This is a genomic window from Serratia sp. LS-1 (assembly GCF_003719595.1).
Lineage (GTDB): Bacteria > Pseudomonadota > Gammaproteobacteria > Enterobacterales > Enterobacteriaceae > Serratia > Serratia ureilytica.
The window spans coordinates 2,747,888-2,766,806 of record NZ_CP033504.1; the positions used below are offsets into that span (position 1 = coordinate 2,747,888).

Annotated in this window: 18 protein-coding genes; 12 read left to right on the forward strand and 6 right to left on the reverse strand. The window is 58.0% G+C overall.

What is annotated here, in order from left to right; translation table 11 throughout:
- Positions 1–92 precede the first annotated feature (92 nt).
- Together EDY99_RS13200 and EDY99_RS13205 are read right to left on the reverse strand one after the other, a co-directional pair.
- Entirely contained in the window at positions 93–479 is a 387-nt protein-coding gene (locus EDY99_RS13200; RefSeq protein WP_223524775.1) for a diacylglycerol kinase, read from the reverse strand.
- Between the two features lie 185 nt (positions 480–664).
- A complete protein-coding gene (locus EDY99_RS13205) occupies positions 665–1,789 on the reverse strand; it encodes an N-acetyltransferase (protein ID WP_123061824.1) in 1,125 nt (374 codons plus the stop codon).
- A gap of 739 nt (positions 1,790–2,528) precedes the next feature.
- On the opposite strand from EDY99_RS13205, the gene EDY99_RS13210 reads away from it, so the two are divergent.
- The 4 genes from EDY99_RS13210 to EDY99_RS13225 are packed head-to-tail and all read left to right on the forward strand — an operon-like array spanning position 2,529 to position 6,630.
- Complete coding sequence (locus EDY99_RS13210) at positions 2,529–4,268, forward strand: fatty acyl-AMP ligase (RefSeq protein WP_123061825.1); 1,740 nt, start codon at positions 2,529–2,531, stop codon at positions 4,266–4,268.
- A complete protein-coding gene (locus EDY99_RS13215) occupies positions 4,265–5,179 on the forward strand; it encodes an NAD(P)-dependent oxidoreductase (RefSeq protein WP_123061826.1) in 915 nt (304 codons plus the stop codon). The genes EDY99_RS13210 and EDY99_RS13215 overlap by 4 nt, the downstream gene beginning before the upstream one ends.
- Before the next feature lie 31 nt (positions 5,180–5,210).
- Complete coding sequence (locus tag EDY99_RS13220; RefSeq protein WP_015378483.1) at positions 5,211–5,471, forward strand: acyl carrier protein; 261 nt, start codon at positions 5,211–5,213, stop codon at positions 5,469–5,471.
- Positions 5,458–6,630, forward strand: a complete 1,173-nt coding sequence (locus tag EDY99_RS13225) for an aminotransferase class I/II-fold pyridoxal phosphate-dependent enzyme (protein WP_123061827.1) — start codon at positions 5,458–5,460, stop codon at positions 6,628–6,630. Before EDY99_RS13220 ends, EDY99_RS13225 begins: the two co-directional genes overlap by 14 nt.
- A gap of 69 nt (positions 6,631–6,699) precedes the next feature.
- On the opposite strand, the gene EDY99_RS13230 is transcribed toward EDY99_RS13225, so the two are convergent.
- A complete protein-coding gene (locus tag EDY99_RS13230; RefSeq protein WP_060660483.1) occupies positions 6,700–7,431 on the reverse strand; it encodes an ATP-binding protein in 732 nt (243 codons plus the stop codon).
- Positions 7,432–7,799: 368 nt separating this feature from the next.
- Here EDY99_RS13230 and EDY99_RS13235 point away from each other — a divergent pair, with 368 nt between their 5' ends.
- The 7 genes from EDY99_RS13235 to lptG all read left to right on the forward strand — a co-directional run bounded on the left by EDY99_RS13235 (position 7,800) and on the right by lptG (position 14,388).
- Positions 7,800–8,525 carry a lipoprotein gene (locus EDY99_RS13235; protein ID WP_033643765.1) on the forward strand — a complete coding sequence of 242 codons (726 nt, stop codon included), beginning with the start codon at positions 7,800–7,802 and terminating at the stop codon, positions 8,523–8,525.
- 30 nt (positions 8,526–8,555) lie between these two features.
- The gene (locus tag EDY99_RS13240; RefSeq protein ID WP_046687454.1) at positions 8,556–9,350 is read left to right on the forward strand and encodes a hypothetical protein; all 795 of its coding nucleotides are present in this window, start codon (positions 8,556–8,558) and stop codon (positions 9,348–9,350) included.
- A gap of 72 nt (positions 9,351–9,422) precedes the next feature.
- On the forward strand, positions 9,423–10,760 hold the full coding sequence (locus tag EDY99_RS13245) for a lipopolysaccharide biosynthesis protein (RefSeq protein ID WP_004935553.1): 1,338 nt from the start codon (positions 9,423–9,425) through the stop codon (positions 10,758–10,760).
- The gene (locus EDY99_RS13250; protein ID WP_033643767.1) at positions 10,757–11,626 is read left to right on the forward strand and encodes a hypothetical protein; all 870 of its coding nucleotides are present in this window, start codon (positions 10,757–10,759) and stop codon (positions 11,624–11,626) included. The genes EDY99_RS13245 and EDY99_RS13250 overlap by 4 nt, the downstream gene beginning before the upstream one ends.
- 20 nt (positions 11,627–11,646) lie before the next feature.
- Entirely contained in the window at positions 11,647–12,213 is a 567-nt protein-coding gene (locus EDY99_RS13255) for a YtfJ family protein (RefSeq protein WP_123062178.1), read from the forward strand.
- A 28-nt stretch (positions 12,214–12,241) separates the two neighbouring features.
- Positions 12,242–13,312: an LPS export ABC transporter permease LptF gene (lptF, locus tag EDY99_RS13260; protein WP_042785029.1), complete on the forward strand. Its 1,071-nt coding sequence runs from the start codon at positions 12,242–12,244 to the stop codon at positions 13,310–13,312.
- A complete protein-coding gene (lptG, locus tag EDY99_RS13265) occupies positions 13,309–14,388 on the forward strand; it encodes an LPS export ABC transporter permease LptG (RefSeq protein WP_123061828.1) in 1,080 nt (359 codons plus the stop codon). Before lptF ends, lptG begins: the two co-directional genes overlap by 4 nt.
- 124 nt (positions 14,389–14,512) lie before the next feature.
- Here the strand turns inward: lptG and EDY99_RS13270 are convergent, their stop codons facing one another.
- From EDY99_RS13270 to EDY99_RS13280, 3 genes are all read right to left on the reverse strand, one after another.
- Positions 14,513–15,505 carry a hypothetical protein gene (locus tag EDY99_RS13270; RefSeq protein ID WP_047025346.1) on the reverse strand — a complete coding sequence of 331 codons (993 nt, stop codon included), beginning with the start codon at positions 15,503–15,505 and terminating at the stop codon, positions 14,513–14,515.
- Between the two features lie 407 nt (positions 15,506–15,912).
- Positions 15,913–16,119, reverse strand: coding sequence for a DUF6434 domain-containing protein (locus EDY99_RS13275; protein ID WP_047025471.1), 207 nt, complete (start codon positions 16,117–16,119; stop codon positions 15,913–15,915).
- A 154-nt stretch (positions 16,120–16,273) separates the two neighbouring features.
- Positions 16,274–17,581 carry a serine hydrolase gene (locus tag EDY99_RS13280; RefSeq protein ID WP_123061829.1) on the reverse strand — a complete coding sequence of 436 codons (1,308 nt, stop codon included), beginning with the start codon at positions 17,579–17,581 and terminating at the stop codon, positions 16,274–16,276.
- Positions 17,582–17,688: 107 nt separating this feature from the next.
- Between EDY99_RS13280 and EDY99_RS13285 the strand changes: the two genes are divergently transcribed.
- Positions 17,689–18,582 (forward strand): LysR family transcriptional regulator, encoded by an 894-nt coding sequence (locus EDY99_RS13285; protein ID WP_123061830.1) that lies wholly within the window; start codon positions 17,689–17,691, stop codon positions 18,580–18,582.
- The last annotated feature ends 337 nt before the right edge of the window (positions 18,583–18,919 follow it).

The window sequence follows — 18,919 nt, forward strand, 5'->3', positions numbered from 1 at the left end:
TATCCTTACCATGGCGCCAAAGGCGTAAAGCAACGATAATAGCCGCTTATTTAGCCGCAGCAACCGGTTTAACGCCGTAGCGCGCCTCGCCGTTATCCTCCCAGCAGCACCGTCCCCCAAATAATGATGGTCATTATCACCGCCACCAGCTGCGCTGCGCCGCCCAGATCTTTGGCGCGTTTGGATAACGGATGCAACGCCAGCGAAATGCGATCGACCACGGTTTCAATCGCCGTATTAAGCAGCTCAACCACCAGCAGCAGGAAACTGCAGGCGATTAATAACAGCCGCTCCATTTTTGTAATATCCAGAGTAAATGTAACAACCAGTAAAATGGCGTTAATAACCAATAATTCACGAAACGCATTTTCGGTCAGCGCGGCATCAATAAAGCCGGCCCAGGAGTTCCTTATGCTGTAGGTTAATCGGCTTATTCCCTTTTTCTTTTCCACAGGCATGCATTCTGCTCTCTTCAGCATCACGGCGATCGTGGTTCAATAAATCACGCGCCGTGAATTTATCTCGGGTTTATTAATTAACGGCCTTAACCGTTCCACTCTGGGGACAATGCTTTCACTCACGCTCAGTCCCCCAAAACGAACGGCGCCGCACGCAATGCGCTTATTATCCTGATGGCGTTAAAAGGCGATGCGATATCAGTCGATTAAAGCGTCTTTTCGTACAAACGGTAGCGCTTATAAGGCACCGCGCCGATACGTTCTAAAATCGTCCGCATGCCGGTATTGGTTTCCAGGATCCAGGACATTTCCAGCGCGTCGATATTGCGCTTGGCGAACGGCTCGCGCAGCGCCTCAATCAACAGCAATGCAATAATCGGCCCGATGCGGCTGAATTGATATTCCTGGCGAACGCCCATCAGCGGCACGCGCGCGGTGCGAACGCCGCTGACTTTCAGCCGCCACAATAACTTCGCCCAACCGAACGGCAATAACCGCCCCTGCAGATCGGCAATCGCCTCATTAATGTTCGGCAACCCGACGATAAAGGCGCAGGGCGCGCCATCCACCTCGGCGATATGGATCATATCGTCGGGCACCAGGAACTTCAGCTGATCCCCCATGGTGGCGAACTCATGCTCGGTGAACGGAACAAACCCCCAGTTATGCTGCCACCCCGAGTTGAATACCTCGCGCAGCACCTGCATCTCCTCGCGAAAGCGCTTGCGGTTGAGGCGGCGAACGGTCACCTTTTTGCGCACCTGATCCATAATCCGGGTCAGCGACGGCGAAAAATGCAGGTCGGTTCTTTTCATCCAATAAGCAAGCAAATCAATCCCTTCGCTATACCCTTGCTGCGCTATCTGGGCCGCGTAGTAAGGTCTGGCATGGGTCATCAGGGCCGACGGCGGCGTGTCGAACCCTTCGACCAGCAGGCCGCTTTCCTGATTGATATTGAGGCTGAACGGCCCGGTGATTTTCCGCGTGCCCTTGGACCGCAACCACTCCTCCGCCGCCGTGAATAACGCGCTGAACACGGCGGGATCGTCAACGGCGTCGATCATGCCGAAGTGACCGGAATCTTCTCCGTGCAGCGCCCGGTGCAGAGAATCGATTTGCGCGGTGATGCGCCCGACGACCTTCCCCTGCTTTTTCGCCACCCACGCCTGCCATTCGATATGATCGGTGCCGGGATTCTTCTTTGACAGGTGCTCTTCGCGCTCTAAATACAGCGGCTCAATCCAGTTCGGGTCATCACGAAACAGTAACGAAGGGAAAGCAATAAATTCTTTAAGTTCGCGTTTATCCAGAACTTTCTCAATACGGATCATAAATAGCCTTACGTTTTAATAAAATAATTAAATATGAGCGCGACAACGCCTTTAGCATTTTTTATGCTGTTCTCTTTTATTGGATTGTGTATCGCCTCCGGTTCAACGATAAGAAAAACCGAATATTTCCCCCTGTGAACCAGCGCATTATTTGCCTATCACGCGCACTGAGGCGGCGTGATTAAACAAAAAAAGGAAAGCCCAACGCGGCGCTGACATGCTACGCTATGCGTGCTCTTTTATTATTTAGTGCTATTTGGGCGAAAGAAACCCGCCGCTTTAAGTGTACCGACTTTAATCAGGAGGCGCGCCGCCATTTTTACCACTTAATGCTCTTTTTAAGAATCAACTTAAATGAGGCATTCACTTTTTGATTTCTTGCGGCATACTGTTTAGGAAGTGTTTAAGTTCGAAGATAGCCATGCATGAGGTCATAACCTATGAGCAGACAGGTATTTCCTGCCCGACAGATGCAGACTAAAGAACGGCGAACCTCGGGTATTACAATCACCTCTCGTATATCTCCAGGTCGCCGCTCAAGGCTGATAATGCAGGCCGCTCACGCGCTACCGGGTTAATAACCGGCGTGCCGCTCAAGTACGGCAATATACGCAATTCGCGGAATGAAGATGGTTGAATAACAAACTTATTCAAAACCTATTCATAGTAAAACATCAATTACCTCGCCAAGAGTGATTTAACTCTTTTGGTGATTTTTAATCTATGGCTAAGTTTGTCTATGTCTGAAACAAGTTCCGTTCATTCTCTTCCCATGCGCTATGCGGACTTCCCCACTTTAGTGGACGCGTTGGATTACGCGGCGCTCGGTAATACGGGAATGAATTTTTACGATCGGCGCAATCAACTCGTGACCGTTCTCGATTATCGCACGCTGCAGCAAAAAGCGATCTCGGGCGCGCGGCGTTTATTGTCCCTGAAGCTCAAGAAAGGCGATCGCGTGGCGCTTATCGCCGAAACCAGCGCGGGGTTCGTCGAAGCCTTTTTCGCTTGCCAATATGCCGGCCTGGTGGCGGTGCCGTTGGCGATCCCGATGGGCGTGGGCCAGCGCGACTCCTACACCGCCAAACTGAAAGGGCTGATCGCCAGCTGCAACCCGGCGGCTATCATCAGCAGCGAAGAGTGGACGCCGCTCATCGCCTCCGCCACGGAAAACGCGTCAGCGATGCACATTCTCAGCGACGCGGATTTCAACGCATTGTCGGAGCCGGAGATCGCGCTGCCGGCGCCTTCGCCCGACGATATCGCCTATCTCCAATACACTTCGGGCAGCACCCGCTTCCCGCGCGGCGTGATCATCACCCAGCGGGCGGCGATGGCGAACCTGAATGCGATCAGTCGCGACGGCATCAAGCTGCGCGCGGGCGATCGCTGCGTGTCGTGGCTGCCCTTCTATCACGATATGGGCCTGGTCGGTTTCCTGCTGACGCCGGTGGCGACCCAGCTGTCCGTCGATTATCTGCGCACGCAAGATTTCGCCATGCGCCCGATGCAGTGGCTGAAACTGATCGCCAAGAATCGCGGCACGGTGTCCGTCGCCCCGCCGTTCGGCTACGATCTGTGTCTGCGCCGCAGCAACGCCAAAGAGCTGGCCGATCTGGATCTTTCCAGCTGGCGGGTCGCCGGCGTGGGCGCCGAGCCGATCCCGGCCGAGCTGCTCAGCCAGTTTGGCGAACACTTCAGCAGCATCAACTTCGACAGCAAAGCCTTCATGCCGTGCTACGGGCTGGCCGAGAACACCCTGGCGGTGAGCTTTTCCGATCCTTGCTCCGGCCCGCAAACCAACGCGGTCGACCGCGATATTTTGGAGTACGAGGGTAAAGCGGTCGCGCCGGGCAAAAAAACCCGCGCCGTCTCGACCTTCGTCAACTGCGGCCGTGCGCTGCCCGGCCACCGCATCGAGATCCGCAGCGAAACCGGGCAACCGCTGCCGGAGCGCCAGGTCGGCCATATCACGATTTCCGGCCCCAGCCTGATGAACGGCTATTTCTGCGATGCTGAGTCCCAGCAGCAAATTCAGGTGACCGGCTGGATGGATACCGGCGATCTGGGCTACCTGCTGGACGGCTATCTGTACGTCACCGGCCGCAAGAAGGATTTGATCATCATTCGCGGCCGCAATATCTGGCCGCAGGATATCGAGTACGTCGCGGAATCCGAACCGGAAATCCGTTCCGGCGATGCGATCGCCTTCGTGACCGAAGAACACGACGAAGCGGCCAGGATCATTTTGCAGATCCAATGCCGAGTCAGTTCGGAAGAGCGCCGGGAGCAGATCGTGCATTCCCTGAGCGCGCGCATTCAAAGCGAATTCGGCATCGCGGTGGACATCGAGCTGCTGCCGCCGCACAGCATTCCCCGCACGTCGTCGGGCAAACCCGCCCGCGCCGAAGCCAAGAAACGCTGGCTGAGCGCTTCGCTCTACCCGCAAATGCCGCAGTTGGCCGGTTTCGCGCAATGAGCGGCACCGTGGCGGTGACGGGCGCGACCGGCTTTATCGGCCGGCATATCGTCCGGGAACTGCTGGCGCAGGGGTTTAGCGTGCGCGCCCTGACGCGGCAAGCCGACAAAGCCGCCGCAGACAACCTGCAGTGGATCCCCGGCGCGCTGGAAGATCGGCCCTCGCTCACCGAACTGGTGCGCGGCGCGGAGTGCGTCGTGCATTGTGCGGGCCAGGTGCGCGGGCATGCGGAAGCGGTGTTCACCCGCTGCAACGTCACCGGCAGCCTGAATTTGATGCAGGCGGCCAAACAGAACGGCCGCTGCAATCGCTTCTTGTTCATGTCGTCGCTGGCGGCGCGCCATCCGGCGCTGTCCTGGTACGCCCATTCAAAACAGGCCGCCGAGCAGCAATTGATCGCCGCTTCGGGCGAGATCGCGCTGGGGATTTTCCGCCCGACGGCGGTTTACGGGCCGGGCGATAAAGAGCTGAAACCGCTGTTCAACGGCCTGCTGCGCGGCGTGCTGCCCCGGCTGGGCGCGCCTGACGCCAGACTCTCTTTTCTGCACGTGAGCGATTTGGCGAAGGCGGTCGGCCAATGGTTATTGGCGCAGCCCGCGCAGCCGAATATTTACGAACTGTGCGACGGCGTGGCCGATGGTTATGACTGGCTGCGCCTGCGGGACATCGGCGCCGCCGTGCGTCACGGGCCGGTGCGGCTGGTGGGCATTCCGCTGCCGCTGCTGAAAGCCCTGGCGGATATCAGCGTGGTGTGGAACCGCCTGATAAAACAGGAGCCGATGCTGACGCGCAGCAAAATACGCGAATTAACCCATCAAGACTGGTCCGCCAACAATCAGGCGCTGTCGCAACAGATTAATTGGTTTCCACAGGTGAGTTTGGAACGCGCGCTGCGTGAAGGGCTGTTTTAATTATTCCAAGTAGAGGTGTGTCAACGTTCTTATGCTAAATCGCGATGCTGTAATGGATTATATCCTGACGTGTTTGCAAGGTATCGTCGAAGGCGGAGTGGAAATAAAACCTGATAGCGATCTCGTCAATGATCTTGGCCTGGAATCCATCAGAGTCTTGGATCTGCTGATGATGCTGGAAGATGAATTAGATATCTCCATTCCTATCAATATATTGCTTGATGTCAGAACGCCTGAGCAACTGCTTGACGCGCTGCGCCCTTATCTGGAGAAAAACCATGGGACTGTATGATAAGTTTGCGCGGCTCGCCAATGACCGTGAACAATTTCAAACGTCCGGTCTGAATCCGTTCGGCACCTGTATCGACGAAGTGTATTCCGCCACCCAGGGGCGCATCGGCGATCAAAAGATTGTCCTCGCCGGCACCAATAATTACCTTGGCCTGACGTTCGATGCGCAGGCGATCGCCGCCGGCCAGGCTGCTCTGGCCGCGCTCGGCACCGGCACCACCGGCTCGCGCATGGCGAACGGCAGTTACGGATCGCACCTGACGCTGGAACGGGAGCTGGCGGAATTCTTCGATCGCCCGAGCGCCATCGTGTTCTCCACCGGCTATACCTCCAACCTGGGCGTCATCAGCACGCTGGCGGGGCCGGGATCCGTGGTGCTGATCGACGCGGACAGCCACGCGAGCATTTACGACGCCTGCGCCCTCGGCGGCGCGGAGATTATTCGCTTCCGCCACAATGACGCCGCCGATCTGGAGCGCCGCATGGTGCGCCTGGGCGAACGCGCGCGCGAAGCGATCATTATCGTGGAAGGCATCTACAGCATGCTGGGCGACGTCGCCCCGCTGGTGGAAATCGTCGACATCAAGCGGCGATTGGGCGGGTATCTGCTGGTCGACGAAGCGCATTCCTTCGGCGTGATGGGCGAACACGGCCGCGGCCTGGCCGAAGCGCTGGGCGTCGAGCAAGACGTGGATATCATCCTGGGCACCTTCAGCAAAAGCCTGGCTTCGATCGGCGGCTTCGCCGTCGGCGGCAAGGGGATGGACGTGCTGCGCTACAGCAGCCGGCCGTATATCTTTACCGCTTCGCCGTCGCCGTCCAGCATCGCTTCGGTGCGCACGGCGCTGCAAAAAATCGCCCGCCATCCCGAGCTGCGGGAAAAACTGTGGAGCAATGCGCACCGCCTGTACCACGGCCTCGCCGAACTGGGCTATACCCTGGGGCCGCGCATCAGCCCGGTGGTGCCGGTCATGATCGGTTCAAAAGAAGAAGGGTTGCGTTTCTGGCGCGAGCTGATCGCCCACGGCGTCTATGTGAACCTGGTGCTGCCGCCGGCCGCGCCGGCGGGCGTGACCTTGCTGCGCTGCAGCGTCAATGCCGCGCACAGCGATGAAGAAATCGACACCATCGTGCGCGCCTTTGCGGCGCTGAAAAAATAAAGCTTTCCCTCTCGGCCGCGGCGGCGGTGCCGAAAATGGCCACGCCGCCCTGCCGAACCGATGCGCACCTCAGTGCGCAGCCGTTGATGCCCCATCAGCCGAATAGCGATACCCCTGCACCACCATAAATTCCGCGATGGCTTTTTCCGCCGCCGAAAGCACCTCCTCGATCGGCCGATCGGCATCGAGATCCACGATGTCGGCGCCTTCGAAGGTCAATAACGGCGTGACGGCGATCTTCTTCTCCAGCGCCGCTTTGCGGTGATCGGGTTTACGGGCGCAGGCCACGTCCAGACTGACATTCAGCTTGAGCACCAGATCCGGTTTTTGCTTCGCCATCCACTGAAACGCCGCCCGCTCCCGCGCCGCCAGCCAACGGACGAAACGGCTGCCTTCGACATCGACGGGAAATACCGTGCCATCATAAGCGCCGGGGATTTGCGCCTGCGGAAAACGGTCGGTCAGCACGATGAACCCCTGCCGCCGAAACGCCAGCATGCGGCGAAACCGCAGCAGCCGCCGCCCCACGAAGGCGATGATCACCGCCGACGGCAACAGGCCGATGCGGGATTTCTTCGCTTTGACTTTTTTGGTATTGCTTTCGATAGCCTTGCCCACCGAGCGCCCGAGCAGCGGCAGTTTCGCCGCCGCGCGCCCGACGTTGCCCGCCTGTTTGCCCAGATGCACCTGCACCGCCGGGCCATAATGTTTCACATATTCGATCAGATGTTCACAAACGGTGGACTTACCCGATCCGTCGCTGCCGATAACCGCAATCAGCGGCGGAAATTTTGCATTCATAATCAGACTCTCTTTCAATACACCAGAAACGGCATGCCCTATTTGAAACGAAATATCGCTCACGGCCGCGACGGCAGCGCGAAGATAATTGCCATGACGCCGCGCCAAACCGCACAAAAGATTAAGCGAAAATGGAAAACCTCTGCTCTTTTTTCGCCGTCAGCCAGGCCGAAAGTTAACATAAAAAGCGAAACCGACTCACGCCCGGCCAATTAGCACAAAATAACAAGAACGAACGCCATAAATATCAATTCAAATAACCAACAGGAATACCGAACCCATTATTTTATCGCGGCAAAGCACAATAAATATCTTGAACCCAAGGCGTATTGGAATACAATAGTTTTTTTCGCATTGGATTAATTATTGTGAGTCAGCAGATAAGACCTTCATCTGATCGCTCGCCCGTGCGCGTAATAGCGATAACCGGCTGTGACGGCTCGGGAAAATCCACCCTGGCCGCCAGTCTGGTCGAGGCCTTATCGGCGCAAGAACCTGCCGAACTGCTTTATCTCGGCCAGTCTTCCGGGCGTATCGGCGAATGGATCAGTTCGCTGCCGATTATTGGCGCACCCTTCGGGCGTTATTTGCTGAAGAAATCGCAGCGCGTGCACGATCGCCCTGCTACGCCGCCTGATAATGCCACGGCGTTGGTGATCTTTTTACTTTCCTATTGGCGCGTTTTTAAATTCCGCCGCATGCTGAAGAAAAGTCGCCGCGGCGCATTGCTGATTACCGATCGTTATCCGCAGGCCGAAGTGGCGGGATTTCGTTTCGATGGCCCGCAGCTGGCGAAAACCGCCGGCGGCAATCGCTGGATACGCTGGCTGAGAAAACGCGAACAACGTCTGTACCACTGGATGGCGTCTTATCAGCCCTTATTATTAATTCGGTTGGATATTGACGAGCAAACGGCCTATTCACGCAAACCCGATCACTCGTTGGCGGCGTTGCGTGAAAAGATCGCCGTCATCCCGCACCTGACGTTTAACGGCGCTAACATATTGGATTTGGACGGCCGCGAGCCGGCCAAGCATATTTTCGATGCTTCGCTGCGCGCCGTTAAAATATCGCTGAGGGCCGCCAATGCCTAGCCGCCAAATAACCTTTTCGTACTGAAACAGATGAAAAAAAATAAACTCACTGCCGAGCAGGATATCTCTCACGGCTGCATCACCGGGCTGATTGCCGTGGTGGGCAGCGACGGCACGGGCAAGTCCACGCTGACCGCCGATCTGGTGAAAAACCTGCAGCAGCATCGCCCCACGCAGCGCCGCTATTTAGGGCTGATCTCCGGCGAAGACGGCGACAAAATCAAGAAATTGCCGTTCATCGGCGTGTGGCTGGAGCGGCGTCTGGCGGCCAAATCCGATAAAACCCAGCGCATGAGCAACAGGCCGCCGGCGCTGTGGGCGGCGCTGATCATGTACGGCTTTTCGCTGTGGCGCGCCGCCAACCTGCGCAAGGTGCGGCGGCTGGCGCAGAGCGGCGTGCTGGTGATCAGCGATCGCTACCCGCAGGCGGAAATTTCCGGTTTTTACTACGATGGGCCCGGCATCGGCGTGGAACGCGCAAAAGGCCGGCTATTGCGCCGCCTGGCGGCGCGCGAACGCCGTTTATATCAACGCATGGCCGTCTATCGGCCGGAGTTGATCATTCGCCTGGATATCGACGTCGATACGGCGTTTTCCCGCAAGCCCGATCACAGCTATGAAGAGCTGAAAGACAAGATTTCCGCCATGGTGCGCCTGCAGTACAACGGCGCGCGCATCATCGAGCTGGACGCCAGAGCCCCTTACGACGAGGTGCTGAGCAACGCGCTCAACGCCATTTCCGCCGTGGTGAATCCCGCGAAACGCCCACAGAGCGACATCGGGCAACCCGGCGAAAACGCCGGTAAAGAAACTCAGGTTTATTAAAAAGATGCAGGGCAAGCGCATGAGTGCGGAACACAAGATGCACAAAAATAATGATGATGGCTGGTTTAAGTTATGAAACGATGGTTTTCCGATGGCGCGTTTCGTTCCATTTTACGTAATGCCGCCTATTTAGGCTCCGGCAGCGTCGCCAGCGCACTGCTTGGCCTGCTGGCGCTCTCCTGCGCCGGTAAGGGCATGTCGCCTGAAATGTTCGGCGTGCTGGTGGTGATCCAGGCCTATACCAAAGCGGTCAGCGATTTCATCAAATTCCAGACCTGGCAGTTTGTGGTGCAATTCGGCACCCCGGCGCTGGAGCATCAAAATACCGGGCGCTTCCGCGACGTCGTCGCGTTCTCCTTCGGCCTGGATATCGCCAGCGGCGTCATCGCCGTGCTGGGCGGCATGATCATGCTGCCGTTCTTGTCACACGCCCTGGGGCTGGACAGCGAAAGCTTCTGGCTCGCCATGCTGTACTGCACCCTGATCCCGTCGATGACCTCGTCCACGCCGACCGGCGTGCTGCGCGCCTTCAACCGCTTCGATCTCATCGCCATCCAGCAGGCGATCAAGCCGTTCCTGCAGGCGGTGGGCAGCGTCATCTCCTATTATTTCGATCTGGGGTTCCCCGGTTTCATCGTCACCTGGTACGCCTCTAACCTGATCGGCGGCACGCTGTTTTGGTGGTTCACCGCGCGCGAGCTGCGCCGTCGCGATATCCACGGCGCGCTGAGGCCGCGCCTGTTCAACGTCGCGCGCCGCATCGAGGGCGCCTGGAACTTCGTCTGGACCACCAACATCGCCCACACCATCTGGGCCGCGCGCAACTCCTGCACCACCGTGCTGGTGGGCGTGGTGCTCGGGCCGGCCGCCGCCGGGCTGTTCAAGATCGCCATGACCTTCTTCGATGCGACGGGCACCCCGGCCAAGCTGCTGGAGAAAAGCTTCTATCCCGAGATCATGCGTCTGGATCCGCGCACCAAGACCCCGTGGCTGCTGGGCCTGCGCTCTTCGTTGCTGGCCGGCGGCATCGGTCTGGCCGTCGCGGTGTTGATGTTGCTGGTGGGCAAGCCGCTTATTTCCGCGGTCTTCGGGCAGCAATACCTGGAAGCCTATGACCTGATTCAAATCATGCTGGGCGCGATCATCGTCTCGATGATGGGCTTCCCGCAGGAATCCTTGCTGTTTATGGCGGGCAAGCAGCGTGCCTTCCTGATCGCGCAGGCGACGGCCTCGGCGGCCTACATTGCGCTGCTGGTGTCGATGGCGTATGCCTTCGGCGTGCAGGGCGCCGCCTTCGCTTATTTACTGGGGCAATGTTTAGACGTGCTGTTATCCCTGATACCGACGATCGGCGCCTACCGCAATCGCTTTATGTTGGGGCTGAATGTGCCCAAAGAGAGTAATCAATGACCGCTAACACGAATTGGAAGAAGTTCTCCGCCGAAACCACCCAGGCGCTGTTTGTCGCCGTGGAAGAGGATGACCTGGTCGAGGCGAATATCAGCCTGCCGCAGCAGATCGATCTGGAATGCTCCCCCGAGAGCATCCGGGACAACTACGCGCTGTGCCTGCAGTTTTGGGAAGACGGCTTTTCCCGCCGCGAGCTGCTGCAACTGGTGAACGGTTTCCTGCAAGACCCGCAGTTGGCGGCGGCTACCCGCATGCGCTACAAATATATCCGCGCCCGCTATAAGCACCTGCGCTTCGCCCAGCAGCTGTACGGCGCGCCCCACCGCGCCAACCGCCTGTTCCACACCACCACCGTGGTGCTCGGCCATTTTCAGGACGCGTTTCGCAACGGCAACCAGAAGAACCTGACGCTTTACGGCAACCTGCTGCGGCTGCTGCTCAGCAAGCCGGTATGGTCTTACGTGCGCTATGCGCTACGCCACACCCGCCTGGAAAGCGCGCAGGGCTTTATCGCCTACCGCCAGGAGCAGATGCGCCAGCTGCAGACGCTGATCGCCGGCCCGGCGCTGACCGGGCATCAGTTCCACGACGTGCGCAAAATCGTCAGTCGCCAGGTGTCGTTTTACGACACGCTGAGATCGATCGATCCGGACAACCGCGAGGCCCGGCAGATTTCGCGCTTCCTGGCGGCGATTAACGGCCTGATGGGCGACCGGCATGACGTGATGGTGGCGGACAAGCTGGCCGGCGGCGATATCTATGACCGGCCGGCGACGCTGGACATCGATATCCGCCAGCGCCTGGAGCTGCTGCTGGCGCGTTTTCCGCTGTCGTTTTCCCCGTCGGCCGTCGCGGCCGGCAGATAAGCGCGTTGCCCGTAGCCATGATGACGTTACCTCGCTTGCTGGCCCTTGCGCTACTGCTGTCGCCGCTGGCGGCGCTGGCACATAACTTCGTGCAGGGCCGGCCGGTGGCGCCAATCGCCATCGCCGATCGCGGCGAGCTGCTGCTGCGCAACGGCGATTTCAGCTACCGGCCGTGGAACAGCGCAAAACTGGCGGGCAAGGTGCGGGTGATCCAGTACATCGCCGGGCGCACCTCCGCCAAAAAGAAGAACTCGCTGCTGATCAACGCCGTCAAGGACGCGAACCTGCCGGGCGACCGCTTCCAGCCCACCACCATCGTCAACACCGACGATGCGATACCGGGCTCCGGCTTCTTCGTGCGCGGCAAGATCGAGAAAAACAAACGGCATTACCCCTGGGCGCAGTTCATCGTCGACAGCGACGGGCTGGGGCGCATGGCCTGGCGGCTGCCGGAGGAGAGCTCAACCATCGTAGTGCTGGACAAGGCCGGGCGCGTGCAGTGGGCGAAGGACGGCGCACTCACCCCGCAGGAAGTTGACCAGGTGATCGCCCTGCTGCGCGCCCTGATCGCGCGGGAGGCGCCATGAAGCGCACGCCGCCGGGAGCCGATAACGCATGCCTTTGATTGAACGCTATATCACGGTTGAGATCCGCCGCCTGGTGATGATGATCGCCGGGTTTCTGATCTTCATGTTCGCCAGCTACTCCGCCCAGCGCTACCTGACCGACGCCGCCAACGGCACGCTGGCGCTGCGGGTGGTGGCCGACGTGGTTTTCTATAAATCGCTGATCGCGCTGGAGATGATATTGCCCGTCGCGCTGTATGTCTCGGTGGCGGTGGCGCTGAGCCAGATGTACAGCGATGCGGAGATCACCGCCATGCTGGCCGCCGGCGCCAGCCCGCTGCGGCTGTACAAGGCGGTGCTGCTGCTCGCCGTGCCGCTGGCGATCGCGGTCACGCTGCTGTCGCTGTATGGCAGGCCCTGGGCGTACGCCAATATTTATCAGCTCCAGCAACAGTCGCAGTCGGTGCTGGACGTGAGCCACCTGCAGGCCGACAAATTCAACGTCAGCGGCAACGGCCGCATGATCCTCGCCAATCACGTCGACAAAACGGCCAACCACCTGACGGACGCCCTGATTTATGTGCGCGGCGGCCATCACACCAACCTGTACCGCGCGCAGTCGGTGGAGGTGCTCGACGCCTCCCCCGCCAGCCCCGCCGTGCGGCTGAAAACCGGCACCGCCTATGTGCTGGATCGTGAGGGCGCCGACGACAACGGGCAGAATTACGACAACTTTGATATCGCGCTCAAACCGTTCGTGCCCAGCGCCGAAAGCCGGCACAAGTCGGCCTCGCCGGCGGAGCTGGCGCGCTCCGCCGATCCGGGCGATGCCGCCGAACTGCAATGGCGCGAGAGCCGCGGGCTGACCACCGTGCTGATGGTGCTGCTGGCGATCCCCTTGAGCCGCATCAAGCCGCGACAGGGGCGCTACGCCGCGCTGCTGCCCCTGACGGTGCTGTTTACCGTGATTTTCTATGGCGGCAACATTTGCCGCACGCTGGTGGCCAACGGCTCTCTGCCGACGATCCCCGGCGTTTGGCTGGTGCCGATAGCGATGGCTGTCGGCATCGCCCTGCTGCTGGCGCGCGACTTATCCCTGCTGCGGAAACCCTCCCGATGACTATTTTTAGCCGCTACCTAATGCGCAACGTGTTCATCGGCTTCGCCGCCGCGGCCGGGTTGCTCATCCCGCTGTTCACCACCTTCACGCTGATCAACGAGCTGGAGGACGTCACTCCGGGCGGCTACCGCTGGCAGCAGGCGCTGTTGGTGACCGTGATGACCCTGCCGCGCAGCCTGGTCGATCTGGGGCCGTTTATCGCGCTGCTCGGCGGTATCGTCGGGCTGGGGCAGCTGTCGAAAACTCTGGAGCTGACGGCGATCCGCTCCGCCGGGATGTCGATATTCCGCATTGCGCTGGTGATGCTCGCCGCCGGGTTGCTGATGAACCTCTCACTCGGCGCCCTCGATGAATGGGCCGCTTCGCCGCTGCAGCAACGCGCACTGCAGATGAAGAACAACGCGCTGGCGCAGTCGAACAGTAACGACGTCACCGTGAACCCGCTATGGGCGCGGCGCGGCAACGAGTTTGTTACGGTCAAAACCGTCGATGAGAACGACCAGCCCCACGGCATTGAGATCTTCCGTTATCAGGCCAACCGCGCGCTGGAGTCTTACATTTACGCTGACAGCGCCAGCACCGCCGCCGACGGCAACTGGCTGCTGCACAACGTGATGCAAAAAAGCTGGCAAGGCAGAAAGGAGACGATTAATCGGCAAGATAGCCTGCTCTGGCGCTCGCTGTTCGCCGTGCCGAGCCTGAAAGAGCTGACCCTGCCGGCCGGCAGCTTCTCACTCCAACAGCTGGATCGCTATATCGATTATCTACAGGGCTCTGGGCAACCCAGCACCGAATACCGCCTGGCGCTGTGGAAAAAACTCGGCCAGCCCCTGCTGGTGCTGGCGATGATTCTGCTGGCCATCCCGTTTACCTTCACCGCCCCACGTGCGCCCGGCATGGGCAGCCGATTAGCGCTCGGCGTCATCATTGGGCTGCTGACCTACATCGCTTACCAGATCGTCCTCAATCTGGGGTTGCTGTTCGCCCTCAACGCGCCCTTCACCGCCCTTGCCCCGCCCCTGTTGCTCCTGGCGTTGGCGCTGGCGCTGGTTCATCGGTTTGATCGGCGGGGTTAGTGAAAGCGCTGGTGTAGAGGCGTGCCTGGCATGGTTCCGAGAGTATCTGGCGGAACAATGCCATCACATGCAGGGGCAAGGTTCCGCTTTGTGTGCTGAGGCCTATCTGATTGGCCGTCTGACATCAATCTTGCTGGTGCGTCTCAATGTTATAGCCAAGGCTGACAAACTTATTTATCAACTTTTGAATAGAGCCAATACTCCATTGATTGGTAATAAGCACTATCTCACCAGAGGCAAGCTCTATGGTTTCATCATGAAATCGTTTACGCCGTGACGCAATCACATCCTGTTCAACCTTAATAAGGCTGCGATGGATATCATCGCCAAACATGGACGCTATCACCTGCATATCATACGGATTAGTATCCATAATCCATTCGTTCATCAGCTCATAGGCCAGATTTCTTTTATTATAGACCACACCCTTATAGATAAATTTCGAGTAATCCCTCTCTCCTTTTTCTTTAGCATCCCTGGCTTCCGTTTCTTTTCGTTTCTGTCTAACCAAGAAATCTTTTGCTTCGGGCAGCGGTATTATCTGTTCAAAATTGACCAATACCTTATCAAGGTGCAGATAAGGGCTTAACTTGAAACAGCTGACATTTAGCCCATTATTGTTCAGCCAAAGTACCGTATTTGTCACTTCCGTAGAGAAATCAGCTGAGATCAGTACAATCCTTACCTGAGTATTGAAGTCAGCAATCTCGCTTTCGTCTCGCTCACAAAATTTGAGTATCTCCTGCTCTGCGCTCTTAGCAACACCTTCTTTATCAAGATGTTTTTGGTAGCACTCCGCAGCATCATTAAACGTCATTTGTGAAACCATAGCGGCATACCTTACCGCCTGAAGCTCCATATGCGCACCTTGTTCATCCCGCTTCAGCTCAACAACAACCAGATTAAATGCCTTGTCGATACAGAGTAAATCAATTCTACGCTGGCTGTTTTCCCAATTGTTAAACTCTTCCTGGATTACCAAGCAATCGGGCAAAAAATCGCTCATATTCTTGGCTATTGCTGACTGAATATCCCTGCGTTCAAGGATCGATTCGCGCATAAACGTGGTTTTAGCAACCTTTTTGAACTCTTGGTCTTCCAAAGTGAATAAACCCATGACTCCCTCATTATTAAATCTGAAACAGTTTGAATTTGAAAAAAATATTTCATGAATTCAATCTATCACGACGGAAGGAATTTTTCTCTTGGAAAAAAAGTTGGTAGGCCATCTGATATTGATGCGAACGAGAGAAAGTTTATTGTTGTCTAAATAATCAACACCAGATCATGCGACCGCCGCTGGTCAATATCTGGTTCTGGATTAATGACCAATCACTTACTTATTCCTCCCTCTCGATTTTACCGCTATGCCTCATTCCAATAAGGCACCCTGAAATTTCACACCTTGCCGGACTTTATGATAGAGAAACATTTGAAGACTTGAGCAAAATGAACGGCCGTTCCAGTACCTAACGATAAGGCGCTGCCCGAACCGCACCCTAACCGGCTAGGGGTTACGAACGACTATGAGTGCCTGCGCTGCCACTCATCGACGACATCACCTAACGTCTTTGGCATGTCATTGCGTATCCATGCCATAAATTCACGATCGAAGCGAAAATCCTCTCCGCACGCCTCAACCATGAAACGACGAACGTTTTGCGTATTTTTGTAGCTTTTATCCACGATCGTGGCGCGTGTTAGCAATGCGCTATGCCAATCGATTTTCAATTTAGCCACTCCCCAACCTAGACTGACATGCCGCACTTTTGTCACGCTCGTTGCGGCGAAAAGTGGATGTGGTGAAAAGCATAGCCCAGACCGCCGTTTCCGCGCTGTTATATGCATGGGCGGAATGGCAACCGCCCCTGCTCGTTCTGTGGAATTAACGCAATTCCTTCGCTATCGCGCTAAACATCAGCGATGCCTCCAGCGGTTGCGCGCTGAAAGACGGCTCCGCCTGCGGCCAGGTGGACCACTGGACGATCACCAGATTCTCCGCCTGATTGACCATGATCATCTGGCCGAAGATCCCCAGCGCCCACAGGGAATGCTTGAGGGAGGTCTGCGAAGCAGGCTCAACGTTGGCCGCATTCACCGGCACTTCGTTGTTCCACCATTGGAAGCCGTAGATGCCGTTGGGATGCGCCGCCGACACCGAGCCCGCCGCCCGCGTCCAGTTGGCCGACTGGGCTACCCAATCTTCCGGCAGGATCTGTTTGCCGTTCGGCAACGTCCCGTTATGCAGAATGAACTCACCGAAACGCCCCCAGTCTTCCAGCGTGGCGTTAAAGCCGTGCGCACCCACGTCGTGCTGGCCTTTGGCGTAAGCATGCCACACGCCGTCGCTCGCCATGCCGTAGGGCTGCCAGATGCTTTGCTCAAGATAGGCCGCCAGCGGCATGCCGGTGGCGCGCTCCAGCACGTCGCCCAGCAGCCACGCGCCGCCGGAGGAGTAAGACCAGTTCTGCCCAGCCGGATGTGCACGCTGCAAACCGGCCACCAGCTTGCGCACGCAGGCATAAGTACCGGGTTTGGCTTCACACTCTGTCAGCTGCGCGAAGTCCGATTTCGGGTTAGTGTAATCCTCATTCCACGCCACGCCGGAGGTGTGGGTGATCAGCTGCCTGAGGGTCACGCCGTCCCACGCGCTGCCTTTCAGATCGGGTTCGTATTGCGTGATGAGATCGTCGAGCGAGCGGATCTTGCCCTGTTTAATCGCCACGCCCACCAGCGTGGCGACCACGGATTTGCCCACCGAGCGCGACGTCCACAGCGTGGCGTCGGTATTGCCCTCCCCCAGATATTTCCAGGCGATTTTGCCGTCTTTCAATACCAGCATGCCGCTGACGTTCTGGCGCTGCAGATAGTCCTGCAGGCTGTAGGTTTTGCCATTCACCCGATAACTGGCGTCCGTTAGCGGTTTAGCGGCAGCCACCAGCGGCGCGGCATTGCCGTGATGAAACACATCCCCCGCATAGTTGCGGTAGTCGTTACGAAAACCGATCACCCGGTCGCTCTGGCTCCAGGTGAGCATCTTGTGCGTGTCCGGCAATCGGGCATCGAAAGGTGCGGGACAGGCGCTGAGTTCGGAGCCCGCACAGGCGGCCAGCGCGGCGGGCGCCAGCAGGCCGCTGCAGAGGCTGATGACAACGCCCGCCAACAGGCTGCGGTTAAACACTTTGCTTTTCATATTTTTTCTCGCTTAGCTCAGGAAGGCGTTCAGCTTAAAAAAACGCGGCCTATAATAAAAAACGCCTGATGGGGGAAAATCCCCCGCAAAATCGACGGGGGAACCGCGTGCCGAGCCTGATTTATTCCTTTGCCCAACTGGAAGCCTTCACCGCCGTGGCCGAGCACGGCAGCCTGGCGAAAGCCGCGCTCAAGCTGGGCAAAGACCGCACGACGCTGCGCGATTTGATTGATTTTCTCGAGGATGGCTTGGGCTATGCGCTGTTCCTGCGCGAGGGGCGCAGCCTGCACCTGACGCCGGAAGGCGAACAGTTGCAGCGCCAGGCACACCTGCTGATGCGCCAGGTGAAAGCGTTTGAGGCATTTGCCAAAGACGTGCCCAAGAGCGCGGCGCGGGAAATCTCGCTGGTCTACGATCCCTTTACGCCCCGCGCGCTGCTGCAGGCGCTGATTGCCGCTATGGCCCAGCGCAACACGCGCTTGAGCCTGATTAACGCCTCGCGCGAAGAAGCGGAAAGCCTGCTGGCAAACGGCCAGGCCGATCTGGGCATCTGCCAGGCGCGTAACCGCAGCGTGGGCGACACCATGGAGTGGCGCGCCTTAGGGGCGATAGAGATGGATTTTTACGCGTCTAAAGCGCTTTTCCCCAGCGCGGAACAGCCGCTTTCACTGCTGGAGCTCTCGCTCGCGCCACAGGTGATCATGCACCCGGATTCTGACGAACCGGTGGCGCGCCGCCTGCAAATTTCCGGGCACACTATCTTCACCAACGAGCTGGAAATGCTGCGCGCCCTGCTCGAACAGGGCTGCGGCTGGGGGTTCCTGCCGACGCATATGCATGCCGAACGGTGGAAAAACGTCAACACGCTGCGCACCGAAGTGGGCAACCAGGGGATCAGCCAAACCATGGTGACCATCTGGAAGCCGGGCAATGACCGGCGGGCGCTGATTGATGAGACATTGGGGCTGTTGCCGGGGTTGTGGCGGGAGGTTGGGGGGTGAAAAGTCGCTGCTAGATTAGCGGTGTTGTTACCGGTGGTCGATCGCAGAGTTCATCGTCCGCGTTGCTTTTTCGATCGCTCTTAAGCGGGGATTGTTGTTTTCACCCAATGAGAGCCCCTCACCACCATCGCTCCAGCGCTGCTGGCGCTGGTTTATTGCTTTGAATGGTGGCATTTGAAGGGCGGCTTTGAGCGAGAAGCGGAAGTTCGCAATTTGATAAAGGCATTACTTAAATTGTGGCGTGTAAGCAACAGGGAGCAGGTCACATCAGCAACGGGTGCTCTTCCGCTTCCGCGCTCATTCGCTAACTCCGTTCGGTCATGAGACTGCGGCGAGC

Bases quoted from the DNA above. Each gene is read 5' to 3' on its own strand.
- EDY99_RS13200 (WP_223524775.1), bottom strand. From the start codon at position 479: ATGCTGAAGAGAGCAGAATGCATGCCTGTGGAAAAGAAAAAGGGAATA.
- EDY99_RS13205 (WP_123061824.1), bottom strand. From the start codon at position 1,789: ATGATCCGTATTGAGAAAGTTCTGGATAAACGCGAACTTAAAGAATTT.
- EDY99_RS13210 (WP_123061825.1), top strand. From the start codon at position 2,529: ATGTCTGAAACAAGTTCCGTTCATTCTCTTCCCATGCGCTATGCGGAC.
- EDY99_RS13215 (WP_123061826.1), top strand. From the start codon at position 4,265: ATGAGCGGCACCGTGGCGGTGACGGGCGCGACCGGCTTTATCGGCCGG.
- EDY99_RS13220 (WP_015378483.1), top strand. From the start codon at position 5,211: ATGCTAAATCGCGATGCTGTAATGGATTATATCCTGACGTGTTTGCAA.
- EDY99_RS13225 (WP_123061827.1), top strand. From the start codon at position 5,458: ATGGGACTGTATGATAAGTTTGCGCGGCTCGCCAATGACCGTGAACAA.
- EDY99_RS13230 (WP_060660483.1), bottom strand. From the start codon at position 7,431: ATGAATGCAAAATTTCCGCCGCTGATTGCGGTTATCGGCAGCGACGGA.
- EDY99_RS13240 (WP_046687454.1), top strand. From the start codon at position 8,556: ATGAAAAAAAATAAACTCACTGCCGAGCAGGATATCTCTCACGGCTGC.
- EDY99_RS13245 (WP_004935553.1), top strand. From the start codon at position 9,423: ATGAAACGATGGTTTTCCGATGGCGCGTTTCGTTCCATTTTACGTAAT.
- EDY99_RS13250 (WP_033643767.1), top strand. From the start codon at position 10,757: ATGACCGCTAACACGAATTGGAAGAAGTTCTCCGCCGAAACCACCCAG.
- EDY99_RS13255 (WP_123062178.1), top strand. From the start codon at position 11,647: ATGACGTTACCTCGCTTGCTGGCCCTTGCGCTACTGCTGTCGCCGCTG.
- lptF (WP_042785029.1), top strand. From the start codon at position 12,242: ATGCCTTTGATTGAACGCTATATCACGGTTGAGATCCGCCGCCTGGTG.
- lptG (WP_123061828.1), top strand. From the start codon at position 13,309: ATGACTATTTTTAGCCGCTACCTAATGCGCAACGTGTTCATCGGCTTC.
- EDY99_RS13270 (WP_047025346.1), bottom strand. From the start codon at position 15,505: ATGGGTTTATTCACTTTGGAAGACCAAGAGTTCAAAAAGGTTGCTAAA.
- EDY99_RS13280 (WP_123061829.1), bottom strand. From the start codon at position 17,581: ATGAAAAGCAAAGTGTTTAACCGCAGCCTGTTGGCGGGCGTTGTCATC.